Here is a 16,103-nt window from a genome sequence, read left to right as displayed (position 1 = left end):
CAGCTAAACAGGCTGTCCGCCTCCGTCAGGCACTTCAAGGAATTGCGCAAACGCGTAAACCCCAGGAAGCGTGTTTCATAAAAGGGCGTGGATTCTAACGAAAAAACCCGCGCCAGGCGCGGGTTTCTTCTAAACGGGAAGCATCGCTTACAAGCGCTGCAGGTCCCGCTGGGCCAACTGGGCAGCGGAGGTACCCGGATACTGGGCAACCACCTGCTGCAGAATGCCTTTGACCTTGTCGGTGTGACCCAGGCGGCGTTCTACGTCAGCGAGTTTGTACAGCGAATCAGGCACCTTGGCGTGCTTTGGGTAAAGCTGGCTGACCTTGGCAAAAGCCTGGCCTGCACCTTGCAAATCACCCTTGGCCAAGTTGACCTCGCCCAACCAGTACTGGGCATTGCCCGCGTATTGGCTGTTCGGGTATTTGCGCAGGAATGCGGTAAAGGCCTGGCTGGCCTTATCGAAATCCTTGGCTTTGATCAGATCGAAGGCTGCATCGTAATACAGCTTTTCCTTCGCCGGATCACCCGGTTCGCTGCTCGCGGCAGGAGCTTGACTTGCCGCCGCGGCCCCCGCTGCTGCACCACCGGCGGCGCTTGGTGCGCCACCGGCAGAAGAATTATCAGGAGTGGCGGCAGGTGTAACGCCGGCTCCAATGCGTCGGTCAAGATCCTGGTAACGCTCCAGGCCTTCTTGCTTAAGCTGGTTCACTTGATTCTGCAGAACCTCAATCGTGCCTTGTTGTTGCGACAATTGATCCTGCATGCGTTGCAGCTGGTTGAACAGCTCGCCCTGTGCCGAGGGAGCGGACGTAGCCGCTCCCCCAGCATAGGCGCCGTTCGTGCCATAACCCGCTGGCGGATAACTGCTCCCGCTATTGTTATAGCCAGAGTTGCTATCTTCCACAGGAACCGCAGCCCACACCGCAAGCGGTGCGAGGCTGAGAGCCAATACAGTTAGAGCACGACGGCACGTTCGCATGACGAATTACTTACGCAGTTCGACGCGACGGTTTTGAGCCCAGGACTGCTCGTCGTGGCCAGTAGCAACTGGACGCTCTTTACCGTAGGAAACCAGTTCCAGTTGGCCTGGAGCAACACCTTGCAGTACCAGGTAGCGCTGAACGGCTTTCGCACGACGCTCGCCCAGTGCCATGTTGTACTCACGAGTACCACGTTCGTCAGTGTTACCTTCCAGAACAACGCGAGCGCCGTTAGCTTTCAGGTCCTTCGCGTGAACGTCCAGAGCGCGCATGGCTTCTGGCTTCAGGTCCGAACTGTCGTATTCGAAGTAGAAAGTGGTGATAGCGCGCAGAGCAGCTTCTTCGCTCAGGGAGCCGTCAACTGCACCAGTGTTAGCGCCGTAACCAGCGTTTGGATCAACAGCTGCGCCTTCACCGGCATTGTCGCCGCCTTTAGACGAGCAACCAACGGCTACGGACAGAGCCAGAGCCAGAGCAGCAAACTTACCAAACTTCAGCATTTCCATCGTGAAACTCCTAATGAACCCCAGTGTGTTAAGTACTTCTTTTTGTAGCGCCGCGTCAGTTCAGGTAAGGGGACCAGGACGGTTCTCTGACTTCGCCTTGAGCGGTAGGAAGCGGGAGCCTTACGCGTCCATTAATGGACACGAGCATCAAGACTCCCCGGCCCTGCTGGCGGGTGGCGTAGATTACCATGGTGCCGTTGGGCGCAACAGTAGCTGACTCATCAAGGTTGGTATCTGTGAGGATTTTTACGGTTCCGCGCTGCAAATCCTGGGCCGCAACCCGGAAATTAGTGAAACCATCCTGACGGTGAATCATCACCAACGTCTTTTCATCAGCCGAAAGCTTAGGGTTGGCATTGTAGTTACCAATAAAGGTCACGCGTTCTGCGCCACCGCCACCTACGCTTGTTTTGTAGATTTGAGGCTTGCCGCCACGGTCGGAGGTGAAGTAGATGGTCGAACCATCCTTACCCCAGAACGGTTCGGTGTTGATGCCTGGGCCGCTGGTAACACGGCTGATCTGGCGCGAAGCCATGTTCATCACGTAGATATCAGGGTTGCCGTCTTTGGACAGTACGAACGCCAGGCGCGAACCATCCGGCGACCAGGCTGGCGCACCGTTGAGGCCTTCAAAGTTGGTGATCTGCTCGCGACGACCGGTATCGATGTGCTGAACGAAGATACGTGGACGACGCTGCTCGAACGATACGTAGGCAATACGCTTGCCGTCCGGCGCAAAGCGCGGCGACAGGATTGGCTCACGCGATTGCAGCAAGGTCACAGCGCGTGCACCGTCGTAGTCCGAACGCTGCAAGGTGTAACGAGTGTTGTCTACAGAGAAACGCTCAGCCGTTACATACAGCAGACGCGTCGAGAAAGCACCTTTGATACCGGTGAGCTTTTCAAACGACTGGTCGGAGATGTAGTGCGCCATGTCCCGCAGTTGTTCGGCGGTGCCCGAAACGCTGCCGGTCAAGACCTGCTGCTCGGTGGCCACGTTGAACAACGTGTACTGGATCTGCAGGCGACCGCCGGCCGGCGTGATGTTGCCGACCATCAGGTACTGGGCGCCCACTGCCTTCCAGTCACGGAACACAACTTCGCTGGCCTGGTTAGGCTGGCTGATCATGTTGCCTTTTGGAATCGGCGCGTAGTAACCGGAGTTGCGCAGGTCGTCACTGACGATCTGGGCCATGTCGTCCGGCAGCACGCTGCCGCCCTGCCAGCCGAACGGTACTACGGCAATCGGGGTGGCCCGATCGCTACCGCTGGTAACCAGAATGTTCTTTTCATCCGCCGCCGCTATCCCTGCCATACAGCAAATAACGACAAGCATTCCTCGAAGAAGGTTTCTCACAAGGCTAGATCCTCAGGTGTGAATGTCATCTTGAATGAACGATAGGGAGCGAAGTCGCTTGGTTTCATTCCCTGCATCTCGGTCAACCGGCCAATGTTCTTGACCGCGGCAACCGCCGAACTGTCGAACGAACCGTCACCACTGGACTTGGCCACGCTGACCGAAGTCACCGTACCGTCCGGCAACATGCCGATCTGCAGCACTACTGTCATGCCTTTGCGTGCCGAAGGTGGACGTGTCCAGCCTTCCGCTGCTCGTGCCCGAATCAGGTCGTCGAAACTGCCCGCGACTTCATCACCACGTTCATCGGCCAAGGCTTGCTGACGCTGCGGCGTGTCGGAAAGCAAATCTGCCAAAGCCTGGGCCTTTTTCTCTTCGGCGGATTTACGTGCTGCTTCCTGGGCCTTTTTCTTGCTGGCGTCGGCGGCAGCTTTCTTCTTCGCGTCGTCGGCGACTTTCTTCTTCGCCTCGTCTGCTTCAGCTTTTTTCTTGGCGTCTTCGGCGGCTTTCTTCTTCGCGTCTTCGACTATCTTTTTCTTGGCTTCTTCAGCGGCCTTTTTCTTGGCCTCTTCTTCAGCAGCTTTTTTGGCTTCTTCTTCAGACTTCTTCTTAGCTATATCAGCCAATTGTTTCTCTTCGGCTTTTTTAGCTTCGGCAGCTTTGTCGGCTTTCTTGGCTTCATCAGCCTTTTTCACCTCGTCAGCTTTCTTGGCTTCGTCAGCCTTTTTCGATTCCTCGGCCTTTTGAGCCGCCTCTTCTTTCTTTTGTTCCGCAGCAGCCTTCACCGCTTCCTGCTCGACCTTCTTCTGTTCCATCTGTTCGACTTCAGTCTGGCGCGCAGCCGACTTCTGGGCCTCACCCGCAATCTTCTGATTGGTCTGGGTGGTGGCCTGACTTTTCGATTTCAGCTGATACAGGGTCGCCTGCACGATCGGCTTGGCTGGCGGCAGGTCCGGAGTCATGGCAAAGCTGACGAACAGCATGCCAAACACCAGGACGTGCAGGGCAATTGCCCAGACGCTAGGCCAGAAGTAGCTTTCCGAGGCGGACGGCTCTCGCTGTTGCTGCATCAGGGCGCCTCGGTAATCAAGCCAACGTTACCCACGCCGGCCTTCTGCAGCCCACCCATGGCGCCCATGACTGAACCATAGTCGACCACTTTGTCGCCGCGAATGAACACCTGGGTGTGCTTGCCGCCTTCGTTGCCGGCCCGAATGATCTTAGTCACGGCATCGGTCATCTGCGGCAAGGTCATGGCCTTGTCCTGCTGTTTCTGGGTGTCGACTTCGCTGCCAAGGTTCCAGTAATAGGTCTTGTCAGCCTTGATCGAAATGGTCAGGACCTGAGTGTTGTTGTCTTGCGGCAAGGCTTCGCTGGAAACCTTGGGCAGATCAACCTTCACGCCCTGATTGAGCATCGGCGCGGTCACCATGAAGATGACCAGCAGCACCAACATCACGTCGATGTAAGGCACTACGTTCATCTCGGCGACCGGCTTGCGCTTTTTGCGAGCTCGAGCGATTAAAGCCATTGGGAATTACCTGCTTATTCTTCGCTGGTGTGCACTTTACGGTGCAGGATCGCCTGGAATTCATCGGCGAAGGTGTAGTAACGGCTGATCAAGGTCTCGCCGCGCGCGGCAAAACGGTTGTAGGCAATTACTGCGGGGATAGCAGCGAACAAGCCAATCGCGGTGGCGATCAGGGCTTCGGCGATACCCGGGGCCACGGTGGCCAGGGTCGCTTGCTGGGCCTGAGCCAGGCCACGGAAGGAGTTCATGATGCCCCACACCGTACCGAACAGGCCGATATACGGGCTCACGGAACCGACGGTGGCGAGAAACGGCAGGCTCTGCTCCAGCTTCTCTTCTTCACGGGAAATCGCGACGCGCATGGCACGGGCCACGCCTTCCATGACCGCTTCCGGGTCAACGCCCGGTTGCTGACGCAGGCGGGAGAATTCCTTGAAGCCGGCGCGGAAGATCTGCTCGACGCCCGAATCCGGGTCCGGGTTGCTGCCGGCCTGACGGTACAGCTTGGACAGGTCGATACCCGACCAGAAGCGCTCTTCGAAGCTCTCCAGGGCACGTCGACCGGCACGCAGCAAATTGCTGCGTTGAAAAATCATGACCCAAGAGGTAACCGATGCGGCTACCAGGACCAGCATCACCAGTTGAACCACGACACTGGCATTGCTGACCAGGCTCCACATGGAGGAATGGTCGACGACGGTAGGTTCCACGCTAAATCTCCTGCTTTGATTGTTTACCCGCGCCGCTTACGCCGGCAAAGGCCGCACGTAGAGCTTCGGGAATGGCCCGGGGTTTCAAACTATTGGTGCGCACACAGGCCACCAGGAACTGCCCCTCGCAGAGCAGCGTTGCATCCGTTGCCCGCCTGACTTGCTGTTTAAAGCGCAGGCTGACACGGTTCAATTCGATTACTTCAGCGCTGACCAGTAACTCGTCGTCCAATCGCGCCGGTGCGTGATAACGCGCCTCGCTGGAATGCACGACGAATAACAGGTCCTCCCCTGCCAGCTGGGATTGGGCAAAGCCCAGCTCCCGTAGCCGCTCGGTTCGAGCCCGCTCCATGAACTTGAGGTAGTTGACGTAATAAACGATGCCGCCGGCATCGGTGTCCTCGTAATAAACGCGACAGCGATGTGCGAACGACTGATCCCCGTTTTGCGCGCGCATACTCTAGTGCTTACTCCTCAGGTTGCCAATCCGGCTGGGCAACTGTTTTTTCATTCTCTGAAACATTTGCAGCAACTGAATGACGCTACCAGCCACTAGGACAGCACAAACCTCAGATAAATCGACTGACGTGAGCTTTTTAATCGTCCACTGCATCCAGGAATTCGTCTACTACAGGCATCTCGCCCAATCGTGACGGAATGTTTAACCCGAAGTGCAGATAAGCATGACGCGTCACCACCCGCCCCCTTGGCGTGCGCATGATGTAACCCTGCTGGATCAGGTACGGTTCCAGCACATCCTCAATGGTATGACGCTCCTCGCTGATCGCCGCCGCCAGACTGTCCACACCCACCGGGCCGCCGTCGAACTTCTCGATCATGGTCAAGAGTAGACGTCGATCCTGATGATCGAAGCCATGTTCGTCCACATCCAGCAGGTTCAACGCCAAATCGGCCACGGCCTTGGTGATATGCCCCTTGGCGCGCACTTCAGCAAAATCGCGCACACGTCGCAGCAAACGGTTGGCGATCCGCGGCGTGCCTCGCGCTCGACGGGCGATTTCAAACGCGCCTTCCGGGTCGAGCGGCAACCCCAGGATGCTCGCCGAACGACTGACAATCGTCGCCAGGTCTGCGGTGCTATAGAACTCTAGACGTTGAACAATGCCGAAACGGTCTCGCAGCGGGTTGGTCAGCATGCCCGCGCGGGTGGTCGCGCCCACCAGGGTGAACGGCGGCAGGTCGAGTTTGATCGAGCGGGCCGCCGGGCCCTCGCCGATCATGATGTCGAGCTGAAAATCTTCCATGGCCGGGTACAGCACTTCTTCGACGATGGGCGACAACCGGTGAATCTCGTCGATAAACAGCACATCGTGCGGTTCAAGGTTGGTCAGCAAGGCCGCCAGATCACCCGGACGCTCCAGCACCGGGCCGGAGGTGGACTTGATCGACACGCCCATTTCCTGGGCGATGATGTTCGCCAGCGTGGTTTTACCCAGCCCCGGCGGGCCAAAGATCAAGGTGTGGTCCAGGGACTCGCTGCGCCCGCGCGCGGCCTGGATAAACAACTCCATCTGCTCGCGCACGGTGGGCTGGCCGATGTATTCGGCCAGGCTCAGCGGGCGGATGGCCCGGTCCTGGACTTCTTCACGGTCGCGCGGGCCAGTGGCCGCGATCAGACGATCAGCTTCAATCACTTAAATCATTCCCTTCAGGGCTCGGCGGATCATGTCTTCGCTGCTCAGGTTCTTGTCCTTGATGGCCGATACGGCTTTGCTCGCTTCCTGCGGCTTGTAGCCCAGGGAGATCAACGCACTGACCGCATCGCTCTCGGCGCTGGCGACCTGGCTTGCCGGCATGTCCGGCTGGTTCGGCACCAGGGCAAACATGCTCGGTACCACTTCCCAGGCCTTGAAGCGGTCCTTGAGTTCCACCAGCAGACGCTCGGCGGTTTTCTTGCCGACGCCCGGCACCTTGGTCAAAGCCGAAGTGTCCTGAGCCGACACCGCGCGCACCAGCTCATCAACTTCCAGGCTCGACATCAACGCCAGCGCAAGCTTTGGCCCCACGCCATTCAAGCGGATCAGCTCGCGGAAAAAGTCGCGGTCGCGCTTGCCAATGAAACCGTAGAGCAGTTGCGCGTCTTCCCGTACCACCAGATGGGTGTGCAGGGTCAGCGGCTCGCCGACCGACGGTAGGCGATACAGGGTGGTCATGGGCACTTCCAGCTCATACCCCAACCCATTGACATCCAGAATCAGGTGCGGCGGCTGTTTCTCAGCCAGGGTGCCGCGCAAGCGTCCAATCACGGTTCAGATCCTTAAAGCTTGGGGTCAGATTGAGGCCTGACCGGAAATAACGATTGCGCTGATGCTATCAGAGACGCAGCCGGCCGCCACGACTGCGTGCCGTGCCCAGGCCGTGCGGCAGCAAGCTTGAGCGCGTGTGCGCATGGCAAATGGCAATGGCCAGGGCGTCGGAGGCGTCGATTTGCGGTTTGGAGGTGAGCTTGAGCATGTGCATGACCATCATCTGCACCTGCTCCTTATTCGCCGCACCGGTGCCGACCACGGCCTGTTTGACCTGGGTGGCGGTGTACTCGGCGATTTCCATGCCCTCCTCCGCACCGGCGACAATCGCGGCGCCACGGGCCTGGCCAAGCTTGAGCGCGGAGTCGGCGTTTTTGGCCATGAAGACTTTTTCGATGCCCATGGTCACCGGCCCGTAGGTCTGGATCACTTCACGCACGCCGCGATAGACAATCTGCAGGCGCTCGGCCAACTCGCCCGCGCCGGTGCGAATGCAGCCCGAGGCGACGTAGACGCAGCCGCGCGGGGTTTGTTGCACCACGCCAAAACCGGTGATGCGCGAACCGGGGTCGATACCTAGGATTAAAGTCATAACGCCTGCAGTTTTGTGGATACAGATAGACCCAATGTGGGAGCGGGCTTGCTCGCGAAAGCGGCCATTCAGTTAATGCATCACGTGACTGACACACCGCATTCGCGAGCAAGCCCGCTCCCACAGGGGACCCTCATTGTTCTCAGGTGAGCTGCTCGGCTACAGATTCCGGGATGTCGGCGTTCGAGTACACGTTCTGCACGTCATCCAGGTCTTCCAGCATATCCAGCATCTTCAGCACCTTCTGCGCGCCGTCCAGGTCCAGTTCGGCGCTGGTGGTCGGCAGCATCACGATTTCCGCGTCGGTGCCTTTGAAACCTGCCGCTTCCAGGGCGTTGCGCACCGCATAGAAGCCGGCGAAGGAAGTGAACACGTCGATGGAGCCGTCTTCGTTGGTCACCACGTCGTCGGCGTCAGCCTCCATCGCAGCTTCCATCAGCGCGTCTTCATCCGTACCCGGCGCAAAGGTGATCTGCCCTTTGCGCTCGAACAGGTAGGCCACCGAACCGTCGGTGCCCAGGTTGCCGCCGCATTTGCTGAACGCATGGCGCACGGCTGCCGCAGTACGGTTGCGGTTGTCGGTCATGCACTCGACCATCACCGCAACGCCGCCCGGGCCGTAGCCTTCGTAGCTCAGCTCGACCATGTCGTCGGTGTCGGCGGCGCCGGCACCACGGGCCACGGCGCGGTCGATGATGTCACGGCTCATGTTCGCGCCCAGAGCCTTGTCCAGCGCCAGGCGCAGACGCGGGTTGGAGCCCGGGTCACCACCGCCTTGGCGGGCAGCAACGGTCAGCTCGCGAATCCACTTGGTGAAAATCTTGCCTTTCTTGGCATCCTGACGCTCTTTGCGGTGCTTGATGTTCGCCCACTTGGAATGGCCAGCCATAACACAACTCCGAAATTCTCTAGAAACCTTATCAATCCCGCCCCAGGCAGGATTTTCCTCTTAAAAGCACAACCCTTGTAACGCAAAGGCGCATCCGAAGATGCGCCTTTTTAGACTGCGTAAACCTCAGTGCGCTTTCACGCAGCAGCCTTACTCAGCCTTTGGCGTCTCGCGCAGACGGATGTGCAACTCGCGCAGCGCCTTGGCATCCACCACGCCCGGAGCCTGGGTCATTACGTCCGCAGCACTCTGGGTTTTCGGGAAGGCGATCACTTCACGGATCGACTGGGCGCCGGTCATCAGCATCACCAGACGGTCCAGACCGAATGCCAGGCCACCGTGCGGCGGAGCGCCGTACTTCAGGGCATCGAGCAGGAAGCCGAATTTCTCTTCCTGTTCCGCTTCGTTGATGCCCAACAGGCGGAACACCGCTTGTTGCATCTCTTTGCGGTGGATACGGATCGAACCGCCACCCAGTTCGGTGCCGTTCAAAACCATGTCGTAGGCACGCGACAACGCGCCTGCCGGGTTGGCTTCCAACTCTTCAGGCGAGCACTTCGGTGCAGTGAACGGGTGGTGCAAGGCGCTGAAGCTGCCGTCGTCGTTCTCTTCGAACATCGGGAAGTCGACGACCCACATCGGTGCCCACTTGCAGGTCAGCAGGTCCAGGTCGTGGCCCAGCTTAATCCGCAGCGCGCCCAGGGCTTCGCTGACGATCTTGGCTTTGTCGGCGCCGAAGAACACGATGTCGCCGTCAACCGCACCGACGCGATCGAGGATCGCGTTCAGGTTGTCCAGCGGAATGTTTTTCACGATCGGCGATTGCAGGCCGTCAACGCCATTGGCGCGCTCGTTGACCTTGATGTACGCCAGGCCCTTGGCACCGTAGATGCCGACGAACTTGGTGTAGTCGTCGATCTGCTTGCGCGGCATGCTCGCGCCGCCAGGCACGCGCAGGGCAGCGATGCGGCATTTAGGGTCGTTGGCCGGGCCGCTGAACACCTTGAAGTCGACTTCCTTGAGCTGGTCGGCCACGTCCACCAGTTCCAGCGGGATACGCAGGTCTGGCTTGTCGGAACCGTAGCGGCGCATGGCCTCTTCAAAGGTCATGTGCGGGAACTCGCCGAATTCCAGGTCCAGCACTTCCTTGAACAGGTTGCGGATCATTTGTTCGGTCAGGCCCATGATCTCTTTTTCATCGAGGAAGCTGGTCTCGATGTCGATCTGGGTGAATTCCGGCTGGCGGTCGGCGCGCAGGTCTTCGTCGCGGAAGCACTTGGCGATCTGGTAGTAACGGTCGAAGCCGGCCACCATCAGCAGCTGCTTGAACAGTTGCGGCGATTGCGGCAAGGCGAAGAAGGAACCGGCGTGGGTACGGCTCGGCACCAGGTAGTCACGCGCGCCTTCCGGGGTGGCCCGGGTGAGGATCGGCGTTTCGACGTCGAGGAAGCCGTTTTCGTCGAGGAAGCGGCGGATGCTGGTAGTCATGCGCGAACGCAGGCGCAGCTTCTCGGCCATTTCCGGACGACGCAGGTCCAGGAAGCGGTAGCGCAGGCGAGTTTCTTCGCCGACGTCGGAGTATTCGTTGAGCGGGAACGGCGGGGTTTCCGACTCGTTCAGCACTTCGAGCTCGTAGCCCAGCACTTCAATCGCGCCGGACGCCATGTTCGCGTTCACGGCACCGGCCGGACGCAGGCGAACCTTGCCGGTGATTTTCACAACGTATTCGCTGCGCACGCGGTCGGCGGCGGCGAAGCTTTCAGCGCGGTCCGGATCGAACACCACCTGGGCCAGACCATCACGATCACGGATATCGAGGAAGATCACCCCGCCGTGGTCACGGCGACGGTGAACCCATCCGCACAGGGTGATTTCCTGACCATCCAGGGTCTCGTTCAGTTGGCCGCAATAGTGGCTGCGCATCATGATAGTGGTTTCACTTCTCGTAATTCGAATTTCGGTGGAGGCTCGCCTCGTCACCGTACAGTTAAGCAGGGGACGGATAATGCAGGAGCCTGCGCGTAGAGTTCAACTCAGTCTGCTTTGTCGCCGCCCGCCAGATTCTTCTTGGCGCCGGTCTTGAAGTCGGTCTCGTACCAGCCACCGCCGCTCAGGCGAAAGCCCGGCATGGACAACATCTTCTTCAGCTCAGGTGCCTGGCAGGCAGGGCAATCGACCAGCGGCGCTGCGCTGATTTTCTGAATGGCTTCCAACTGATGACCACAGGAAGCACATTGATAATCGTACATGGGCATGGAGATGTCTCGGCGATCAGATCATTACTGCGCTGCACCCGCCCTGTGGGTAAAGACCCGGCACGCGCAGCAAAGCGCGGGATTATATCTGGTAAATCGAAGCAGCGCAGCCGGCTTTCTGCCCCAGGCCTTGCCCGCCCGGGCAGCGGGCCGGCCCGGTGCCACCTGGCTAGTCAGGGTGGTGCGACGCCGTACTGCCTTTTAATACGTGAACCACGCACACCACCCTGACCAAGCCACTGAAGTTCTTCACTCCTCCGTAACGCAAATGCACTTCCCGATCGACATAAGACAGCAATGCACTGACTGAGCAGGCATTGAGCCTGGCTATCTCCGTGAGGATATTCCAATAGATCTGCTCAAGCCGCAGGCACGTGGAAAACCCGTTGAGCCTGACCGACCGGGACAATGGCTTGGCCAGTCCCATATCGAACCCTTTAGCAAAAGGATCGACTTTTATCTTATGAAAACCACAGGTTTCCATCACTCCACTACCCACTCCGCGTGACATACACCTGACACTCCATTGCCAAACAGCAGCCCATGGGTTTCTCCCATCGGACAGTGGCCCTATAAAACAGCAGGACGTGCGAGGCAGCCAGAAGACGCGGAGTCGATAGTCGTAGGACAACGCCAGGAAGCGCAGAGAAACAAGCGAGCGGCGCCAGGACGGCACCACTCGGTTTGCTTTTGGGGATGGAGCGTTACTGGTTTTCGAGCAGGGATCGCAGCATCCACGCCGTTTTTTCGTGGACTTGCATACGCTGGGTCAGCAGATCGGCGGTTGGCTCATCGCTGACCTTATCGAGCAACGGGAATATACCGCGTGCGGTGCGGGTCACAGCTTCCTGGCCCGCCACCAATTGCTTGATCATCTCTTCTGCGCTGGGCACACCCTCTTCTTCCTTGATCGAAGACAGACGGGCGTAGATCGAATAGGCACCCGGCGCCGGAAAGCCCAGGGCACGGATACGCTCGGCAATGGAATCCACCGCCAACGCGAGTTCGTTGTACTGCTCTTCAAACATCAAGTGCAGCGTACGAAACATGGGGCCGGTGACGTTCCAATGGAAGTTGTGGGTCTTCAAATACAGTACATAGGTATCGGACAGCAGCCGTGAAAGCCCATCGACGATGGATTTACGATCTTCTTCACTGATACCAATATCGATTGCCATGTTTTTCCCCTTCAATTGACGAGCATTCATTGATCAGGTGCAGGACCACTCTAGCAAGAGTGCAGGCCGTGTGCAGCCCGACACACGCAACTGGCGTGCGGCAAATCGCCCCTCTGCATGACAGGTTTGCTACACCCAGCAGCCCTAGGTCAATCGGCGGCGCGCAGGCCTCAGCCTCAAGTAGGAAAACGCCCAAAATGCCGCCGAAAAATCCCGCACCTGTCTAGGACAAGTGTTTGAAGCAGAAATGCCATCGCGCCTGCAACACCCCGAAATGCTTGATTTGAGTAGGCACAGCCTTTGCTGTTAAATAGACGGCGTGTGGTTGCCGTTAATTTGCGCGGCACACCACATAGGCTGATACCCGTGCACGTGCCCAACGCCTCCCATTGTTCAGAAGCGAACCGTGCCCGTCAGCTCTTCCTTGTGATCCTTCTTAACGTGAGTTAATCAAAATGTTGAAAATCGTCCACCTGCTAACGGGCGTTGCAGCGTTGCTGCTGTCCTTTATACCGAGCTTGCAACAGGGAAGCCCTCCCTACCTGGAACAACACGACGCTCTGTACCTGGCCTTGTTCGGCCTTCTTAACCTGACGCTGGCACCGGTGATCCCGTACTGGAACAAAGGCACACGTCATCAACTGCAAAACCTGGTCAGCGCGCTGCTGGTACTGACCGTTGTCGTTCAAACCCTCACCCTCCTGGCACCTATGCCTGAAGTCGGCGGCCACCCGGCTATCCTGCTCAGCCTGGTGATTGCTGTGGTCGCTATCGTTCTTCACCTGGCCATCAGCTTCTACCGTTCGTCCCCAGCGGCCGCGACGCAAAACTACGACATGACCAACCGGGATACCGGTACCGTGAAGTGGTTCAACACCTCCAAAGGCTTCGGCTTTATTTCCCGCGATTCGGGCGACGATATCTTCGTCCACTTCCGGGCCATCCGTGGCGAAGGCCACCGCGTTCTGGTCGAAGGCCAGCGCGTGGAGTTCTCCGTCATGAACCGTGACAAAGGCCTGCAAGCCGAAGACGTGATAGCGGCATTGCCGCGTCGCTGATACTTTTCTCGGCGTAAAAAAACCGCGATCCAGCCCTGCTGGGTCGCGGTTTTTTTATGCGCGCCTTAATAATGTGGCGGCGGCGCTTCTTCTTCGGATGACTCGAACTGGCCACCCATTTCTTCCTGACGCTTGAGCAGCGCCGTCATCTGCAGCTGCAGGCGCTCTACCGCCCGCTGCTGGGTGACCAGAATGTCATTGAGGGTCTCGATGGTGTCGTCCTGAAAGGCCAGGCGGCTTTCCAGGTCGGTGACGCGCTCTTGCAGATCCATAATTCAGTCCTGGCTAAAGATGAAGCCGGCAGGCAATAAAGCGCGCAGGCGGGCGCGTATCGCCGTTACTTGCTCTTCGGTGTACGGCCGGGCCGGATGCTTGCCCCAGACCGGTGCAGGCCAGGCGGCATCATCACGCTTGCGCACGATCACGTGCACGTGCAACTGGCTGACCACGTTACCCAGCGCACCAATGTTCATCTTGTCGGCTGCCCACCCTTCGTTCAACAACGCCGCCAGGGCGGTTGTTTCCTGCCACAAGGTTTGCTGATCGGCGACATCCAGCTGAAACACTTCACTGATACCGTCAATGCGCGGCACCAGGATGAACCACGGGTAATTCGAGTCATTGGACAGCAGCAGGCGGCAGAGCGGGAAGTCCCCAATAGCCAGTGTGTCTTGTTGCAGGCGTTGGTCTAAGGCGAACACGCGGGCACTCCGTTTGGCAGGTCAATTTCAGGTGCCCAGCATACCTTTGAATGCGCAACGCTTCACGGCGAATGCGCAAAGCCTCGATGCATGCGGATAAAAAACGTGCCCCCTTTAGAGGCAAGCGAATATTTGAGCTACGCTGAATCGGGCCTCGACGGAATGCACCAAAATGACCCACCCGTGCCTCAAAGGGATCCGCCGATTACCCACTCATGAGGGTCAACCGGTAACGTTTTTACCTGGTACAGGATTTATGCAGCCCTTCAGAGGTGTAACGCCTGGGCGTCAAGCCCAAACCAAACGGCGTAAAAAGCCCGTGCTTATGCGGTTTTTACACTCCCGTAACGTTTTTCACGAAAAAATGACATTTGGTTACCGCTTTGTGCACGCTTGTTGCATTCACCCCACTATCGTCGGCAACGGCACCCGTTTGGAAGCAGGTGTTTCGCGATAAAAACACAAGCGATTGAGTGCGTATCACGGAAGATTTCAAACTTCGAAAGCGGTCTGAAAACAGCACTTAAGTTGTCAGCCTGGTTACAGTCGGGCTGTGAATTTGCGACATGGAAATAGCAATTTACGACAGCCTCGTAAAGAAGCTGAAAGGATAGATGGGTAAGTATCGTCAATAGGGTCTGCGTGATATAACTTTGCGCCGACACAAAAAAGAAAGAGCCGCCCAGATAAAAATACAGGTGGGACGGCAGTACTCTTCCTAAAACCAAAGGAGCAAATCACGATGCGCGTGATGAAGTGGAGCATGATCGCCCTGGCTGTTTCAGCAGGCACCTCGCAGTTCGCAATGGCGTCCGCCCAGGACGATTCCAAGGGCTTTGTTGAAGACAGTACTTTCAGCATCAACACTCGTTTGCTGAACTTCAGCCGCGACTTCCGTAACAACGACACCGGCAAAAGCCGTGTAGACGAAACCGGCCTGGGCTTCAACGGCCTGTTCCAGTCGGGCTACACCCAAGGCACCATCGGCGTCGGTGTTGATGTGATCGGTCTGCTGGGCGTGAAACTCGACAGCGGCAAGGGTCGTTCGGGCACTGGCCTGTTCCCTACCGGTGCAGACGGCCGCTCGCAAGACGACTACTCCAAAGGCGGCGGCGCTGTTAAGTTCCGCATCTCCGACACCGTGCTCAAAGTCGGCGACCAGTACACCACCGCGCCTGTATTCGCCTCCGATGACAGCCGCTTGCTGCCAGAGCTGCCGCAAGGTATCTCGATCACCAGCAACGAGATCAAGGGCCTGAAACTCGAAGGTGGTCACTTCACCTCCAGCGTGGCACAAGCACAGACTTACCGTGACAGCCTGGGCCTGACCAAAACCGACTTCATCGGTGGTGTGTACGCCCTGACTCCAGAAGTCAGCGCCAGCCTTTACTACGCGAAGACTGAAGACTACTGGAAGAAAACCTACGCCAACCTGAACTGGACTCACGCGCTGAGCAACGAACAGTCCCTGGCCGTTGACTTCAACATCTACAGCACCAAGAGCGACGGCGCCGGCCTGCAACGCGCAGAAAAAGACGGCACCACCAAACTGGACAACCGTGCCTACAGCTTGCAAGGCGCGTACACCATCCAGGCTCACACGTTCACCCTGGCCTACCAAAAAGTCAGCGGTGACGGTGACTACGGCTACGGCGTAGACGGCGGCGGCACGATTTTCCTGGCCAACTCCATCGCCCGTTCCGACTTCAACGCAGAAGACGAGAAATCGTTCCAGGCTCGTTATGACCTGAACATGGCCACCTTCGGCGTGCCAGGCCTGAGCTTCATGACTCGCTACGTTAAAGGTACCGGCGCTAACACCGCAGAGACCTCCAACGGCAAAGAGTGGGAACGTGACATCGAAGCCAAGTACGTGATTCAGAGCGGTCCAGCAAAAGACCTGAGCCTGCGCGTGCGTCAAGCGACCTATCGTTCGTCTGATGGCGTGTACTACGGTTCGGCGTCTATCGACGAACTGCGTCTGATCGCGCAATACCCGCTGAACATCTTGTAATTGCCAGTTTGATTACAACGATGGCTTAAGGCCTCGGCCTTAAATAAAAAGCCGCTCCCCTGT

At 58.1% G+C, this 16,103-nt stretch carries 19 protein-coding genes; 2 read left to right on the top strand and 17 right to left on the bottom strand.

Annotation, left to right across the window (positions count from 1 at the left end; genetic code table 11):
• Positions 1 to 147: 147 nt before the first annotated feature.
• The 15 genes from ybgF to L8K08_RS22455 all read right to left on the bottom strand — a co-directional run bounded on the left by ybgF (position 148) and on the right by L8K08_RS22455 (position 12,267).
• Positions 148 to 981: a tol-pal system protein YbgF gene (ybgF, locus tag L8K08_RS22525; RefSeq protein WP_119736970.1), complete on the bottom strand. Its 834-nt coding sequence runs from the start codon at positions 979 to 981 to the stop codon at positions 148 to 150.
• A gap of 6 nt (positions 982 to 987) precedes the next feature.
• Positions 988 to 1,488 carry a peptidoglycan-associated lipoprotein Pal gene (gene pal, locus L8K08_RS22520; protein ID WP_003209827.1) on the bottom strand — a complete coding sequence of 167 codons (501 nt, stop codon included), beginning with the start codon at positions 1,486 to 1,488 and terminating at the stop codon, positions 988 to 990.
• 55 nt (positions 1,489 to 1,543) lie between these two features.
• Positions 1,544 to 2,824: a Tol-Pal system beta propeller repeat protein TolB gene (tolB, locus tag L8K08_RS22515; protein ID WP_152745290.1), complete on the bottom strand. Its 1,281-nt coding sequence runs from the start codon at positions 2,822 to 2,824 to the stop codon at positions 1,544 to 1,546.
• A gap of 17 nt (positions 2,825 to 2,841) precedes the next feature.
• The gene (tolA, locus tag L8K08_RS22510; protein WP_242199974.1) at positions 2,842 to 3,915 is read right to left on the bottom strand and encodes a cell envelope integrity protein TolA; all 1,074 of its coding nucleotides are present in this window, start codon (positions 3,913 to 3,915) and stop codon (positions 2,842 to 2,844) included.
• A complete protein-coding gene (tolR, locus tag L8K08_RS22505; RefSeq protein ID WP_161635741.1) occupies positions 3,915 to 4,367 on the bottom strand; it encodes a protein TolR in 453 nt (150 codons plus the stop codon). Before tolR ends, tolA begins: the two co-directional genes overlap by 1 nt.
• Positions 4,368 to 4,390: 23 nt before the next feature.
• Positions 4,391 to 5,086, bottom strand: a complete 696-nt coding sequence (gene tolQ / locus L8K08_RS22500) for a protein TolQ (protein WP_003209819.1) — start codon at positions 5,084 to 5,086, stop codon at positions 4,391 to 4,393.
• A gap of 1 nt (position 5,087) precedes the next feature.
• Entirely contained in the window at positions 5,088 to 5,543 is a 456-nt protein-coding gene (gene ybgC, locus L8K08_RS22495) for a tol-pal system-associated acyl-CoA thioesterase (RefSeq protein WP_071484353.1), read from the bottom strand.
• A 139-nt stretch (positions 5,544 to 5,682) separates the two neighbouring features.
• Positions 5,683 to 6,741: a Holliday junction branch migration DNA helicase RuvB gene (gene ruvB / locus L8K08_RS22490; RefSeq protein WP_003193867.1), complete on the bottom strand. Its 1,059-nt coding sequence runs from the start codon at positions 6,739 to 6,741 to the stop codon at positions 5,683 to 5,685.
• Positions 6,742 to 7,353 (bottom strand): Holliday junction branch migration protein RuvA, encoded by a 612-nt coding sequence (ruvA, locus tag L8K08_RS22485; RefSeq protein WP_034100169.1) that lies wholly within the window; start codon positions 7,351 to 7,353, stop codon positions 6,742 to 6,744.
• 67 nt (positions 7,354 to 7,420) lie between these two features.
• The gene (ruvC, locus tag L8K08_RS22480; protein WP_016975450.1) at positions 7,421 to 7,945 is read right to left on the bottom strand and encodes a crossover junction endodeoxyribonuclease RuvC; all 525 of its coding nucleotides are present in this window, start codon (positions 7,943 to 7,945) and stop codon (positions 7,421 to 7,423) included.
• A gap of 142 nt (positions 7,946 to 8,087) precedes the next feature.
• On the bottom strand, positions 8,088 to 8,834 hold the full coding sequence (locus L8K08_RS22475) for a YebC/PmpR family DNA-binding transcriptional regulator (RefSeq protein WP_017139810.1): 747 nt from the start codon (positions 8,832 to 8,834) through the stop codon (positions 8,088 to 8,090).
• A gap of 150 nt (positions 8,835 to 8,984) precedes the next feature.
• Positions 8,985 to 10,760, bottom strand: coding sequence for an aspartate--tRNA ligase (gene aspS / locus L8K08_RS22470; protein ID WP_056858570.1), 1,776 nt, complete (start codon positions 10,758 to 10,760; stop codon positions 8,985 to 8,987).
• A gap of 107 nt (positions 10,761 to 10,867) precedes the next feature.
• Entirely contained in the window at positions 10,868 to 11,089 is a 222-nt protein-coding gene (locus tag L8K08_RS22465; RefSeq protein WP_017139808.1) for a zinc ribbon domain-containing protein, read from the bottom strand.
• Between the two features lie 169 nt (positions 11,090 to 11,258).
• On the bottom strand, positions 11,259 to 11,600 hold the full coding sequence (locus L8K08_RS22460; RefSeq protein ID WP_145165355.1) for a ribbon-helix-helix domain-containing protein: 342 nt from the start codon (positions 11,598 to 11,600) through the stop codon (positions 11,259 to 11,261).
• Between the two features lie 193 nt (positions 11,601 to 11,793).
• The gene (locus L8K08_RS22455; protein ID WP_003193874.1) at positions 11,794 to 12,267 is read right to left on the bottom strand and encodes a Dps family protein; all 474 of its coding nucleotides are present in this window, start codon (positions 12,265 to 12,267) and stop codon (positions 11,794 to 11,796) included.
• A gap of 455 nt (positions 12,268 to 12,722) precedes the next feature.
• Between L8K08_RS22455 and L8K08_RS30300 the strand changes: the two genes are divergently transcribed.
• Positions 12,723 to 13,325, top strand: a complete 603-nt coding sequence (locus tag L8K08_RS30300; protein WP_106578384.1) for a cold-shock protein — start codon at positions 12,723 to 12,725, stop codon at positions 13,323 to 13,325.
• A gap of 65 nt (positions 13,326 to 13,390) precedes the next feature.
• Here the strand turns inward: L8K08_RS30300 and L8K08_RS22445 are convergent, their stop codons facing one another.
• Together L8K08_RS22445 and L8K08_RS22440 are read right to left on the bottom strand one after the other, a co-directional pair.
• Entirely contained in the window at positions 13,391 to 13,597 is a 207-nt protein-coding gene (locus L8K08_RS22445; protein ID WP_005790924.1) for a SlyX family protein, read from the bottom strand.
• Between the two features lie 3 nt (positions 13,598 to 13,600).
• A complete protein-coding gene (locus L8K08_RS22440; protein ID WP_145165357.1) occupies positions 13,601 to 14,026 on the bottom strand; it encodes an HIT domain-containing protein in 426 nt (141 codons plus the stop codon).
• A gap of 742 nt (positions 14,027 to 14,768) precedes the next feature.
• Here L8K08_RS22440 and L8K08_RS22435 point away from each other — a divergent pair.
• On the top strand, positions 14,769 to 16,040 hold the full coding sequence (locus L8K08_RS22435; RefSeq protein WP_145165359.1) for an OprD family porin: 1,272 nt from the start codon (positions 14,769 to 14,771) through the stop codon (positions 16,038 to 16,040).
• The last annotated feature ends 63 nt before the right edge of the window (positions 16,041 to 16,103 follow it).

This window comes from Pseudomonas sp. TREG-RG-20F-10-E-6-01, assembly GCF_022662455.1.
GTDB lineage: Bacteria > Pseudomonadota > Gammaproteobacteria > Pseudomonadales > Pseudomonadaceae > Aquipseudomonas.
Note: the sequence above shows the minus strand (reverse complement) of the source record. Positions and strands in the feature narration are given on the sequence as shown.

What these genes read in the sequence shown, in the direction of transcription:
- tolA (WP_242199974.1), bottom strand. Translation starts at nt 3,915, where the DNA reads ATGCAGCAACAGCGAGAGCCGTCCGCCTCGGAAAGCTACTTCTGGCCT.
- L8K08_RS22445 (WP_005790924.1), bottom strand. Translation starts at nt 13,597, where the DNA reads ATGGATCTGCAAGAGCGCGTCACCGACCTGGAAAGCCGCCTGGCCTTT.
- L8K08_RS22455 (WP_003193874.1), bottom strand. Translation starts at nt 12,267, where the DNA reads ATGGCAATCGATATTGGTATCAGTGAAGAAGATCGTAAATCCATCGTC.
- tolB (WP_152745290.1), bottom strand. Translation starts at nt 2,824, where the DNA reads ATGCTTGTCGTTATTTGCTGTATGGCAGGGATAGCGGCGGCGGATGAA.
- L8K08_RS22460 (WP_145165355.1), bottom strand. Translation starts at nt 11,600, where the DNA reads ATGTCACGCGGAGTGGGTAGTGGAGTGATGGAAACCTGTGGTTTTCAT.
- ybgF (WP_119736970.1), bottom strand. Translation starts at nt 981, where the DNA reads ATGCGAACGTGCCGTCGTGCTCTAACTGTATTGGCTCTCAGCCTCGCA.
- ybgC (WP_071484353.1), bottom strand. Translation starts at nt 5,543, where the DNA reads ATGCGCGCGCAAAACGGGGATCAGTCGTTCGCACATCGCTGTCGCGTT.
- aspS (WP_056858570.1), bottom strand. Translation starts at nt 10,760, where the DNA reads ATGATGCGCAGCCACTATTGCGGCCAACTGAACGAGACCCTGGATGGT.
- L8K08_RS22435 (WP_145165359.1), top strand. Translation starts at nt 14,769, where the DNA reads ATGCGCGTGATGAAGTGGAGCATGATCGCCCTGGCTGTTTCAGCAGGC.
- pal (WP_003209827.1), bottom strand. Translation starts at nt 1,488, where the DNA reads ATGGAAATGCTGAAGTTTGGTAAGTTTGCTGCTCTGGCTCTGGCTCTG.
- L8K08_RS30300 (WP_106578384.1), top strand. Translation starts at nt 12,723, where the DNA reads ATGTTGAAAATCGTCCACCTGCTAACGGGCGTTGCAGCGTTGCTGCTG.
- L8K08_RS22465 (WP_017139808.1), bottom strand. Translation starts at nt 11,089, where the DNA reads ATGCCCATGTACGATTATCAATGTGCTTCCTGTGGTCATCAGTTGGAA.
- ruvC (WP_016975450.1), bottom strand. Translation starts at nt 7,945, where the DNA reads ATGACTTTAATCCTAGGTATCGACCCCGGTTCGCGCATCACCGGTTTT.
- L8K08_RS22475 (WP_017139810.1), bottom strand. Translation starts at nt 8,834, where the DNA reads ATGGCTGGCCATTCCAAGTGGGCGAACATCAAGCACCGCAAAGAGCGT.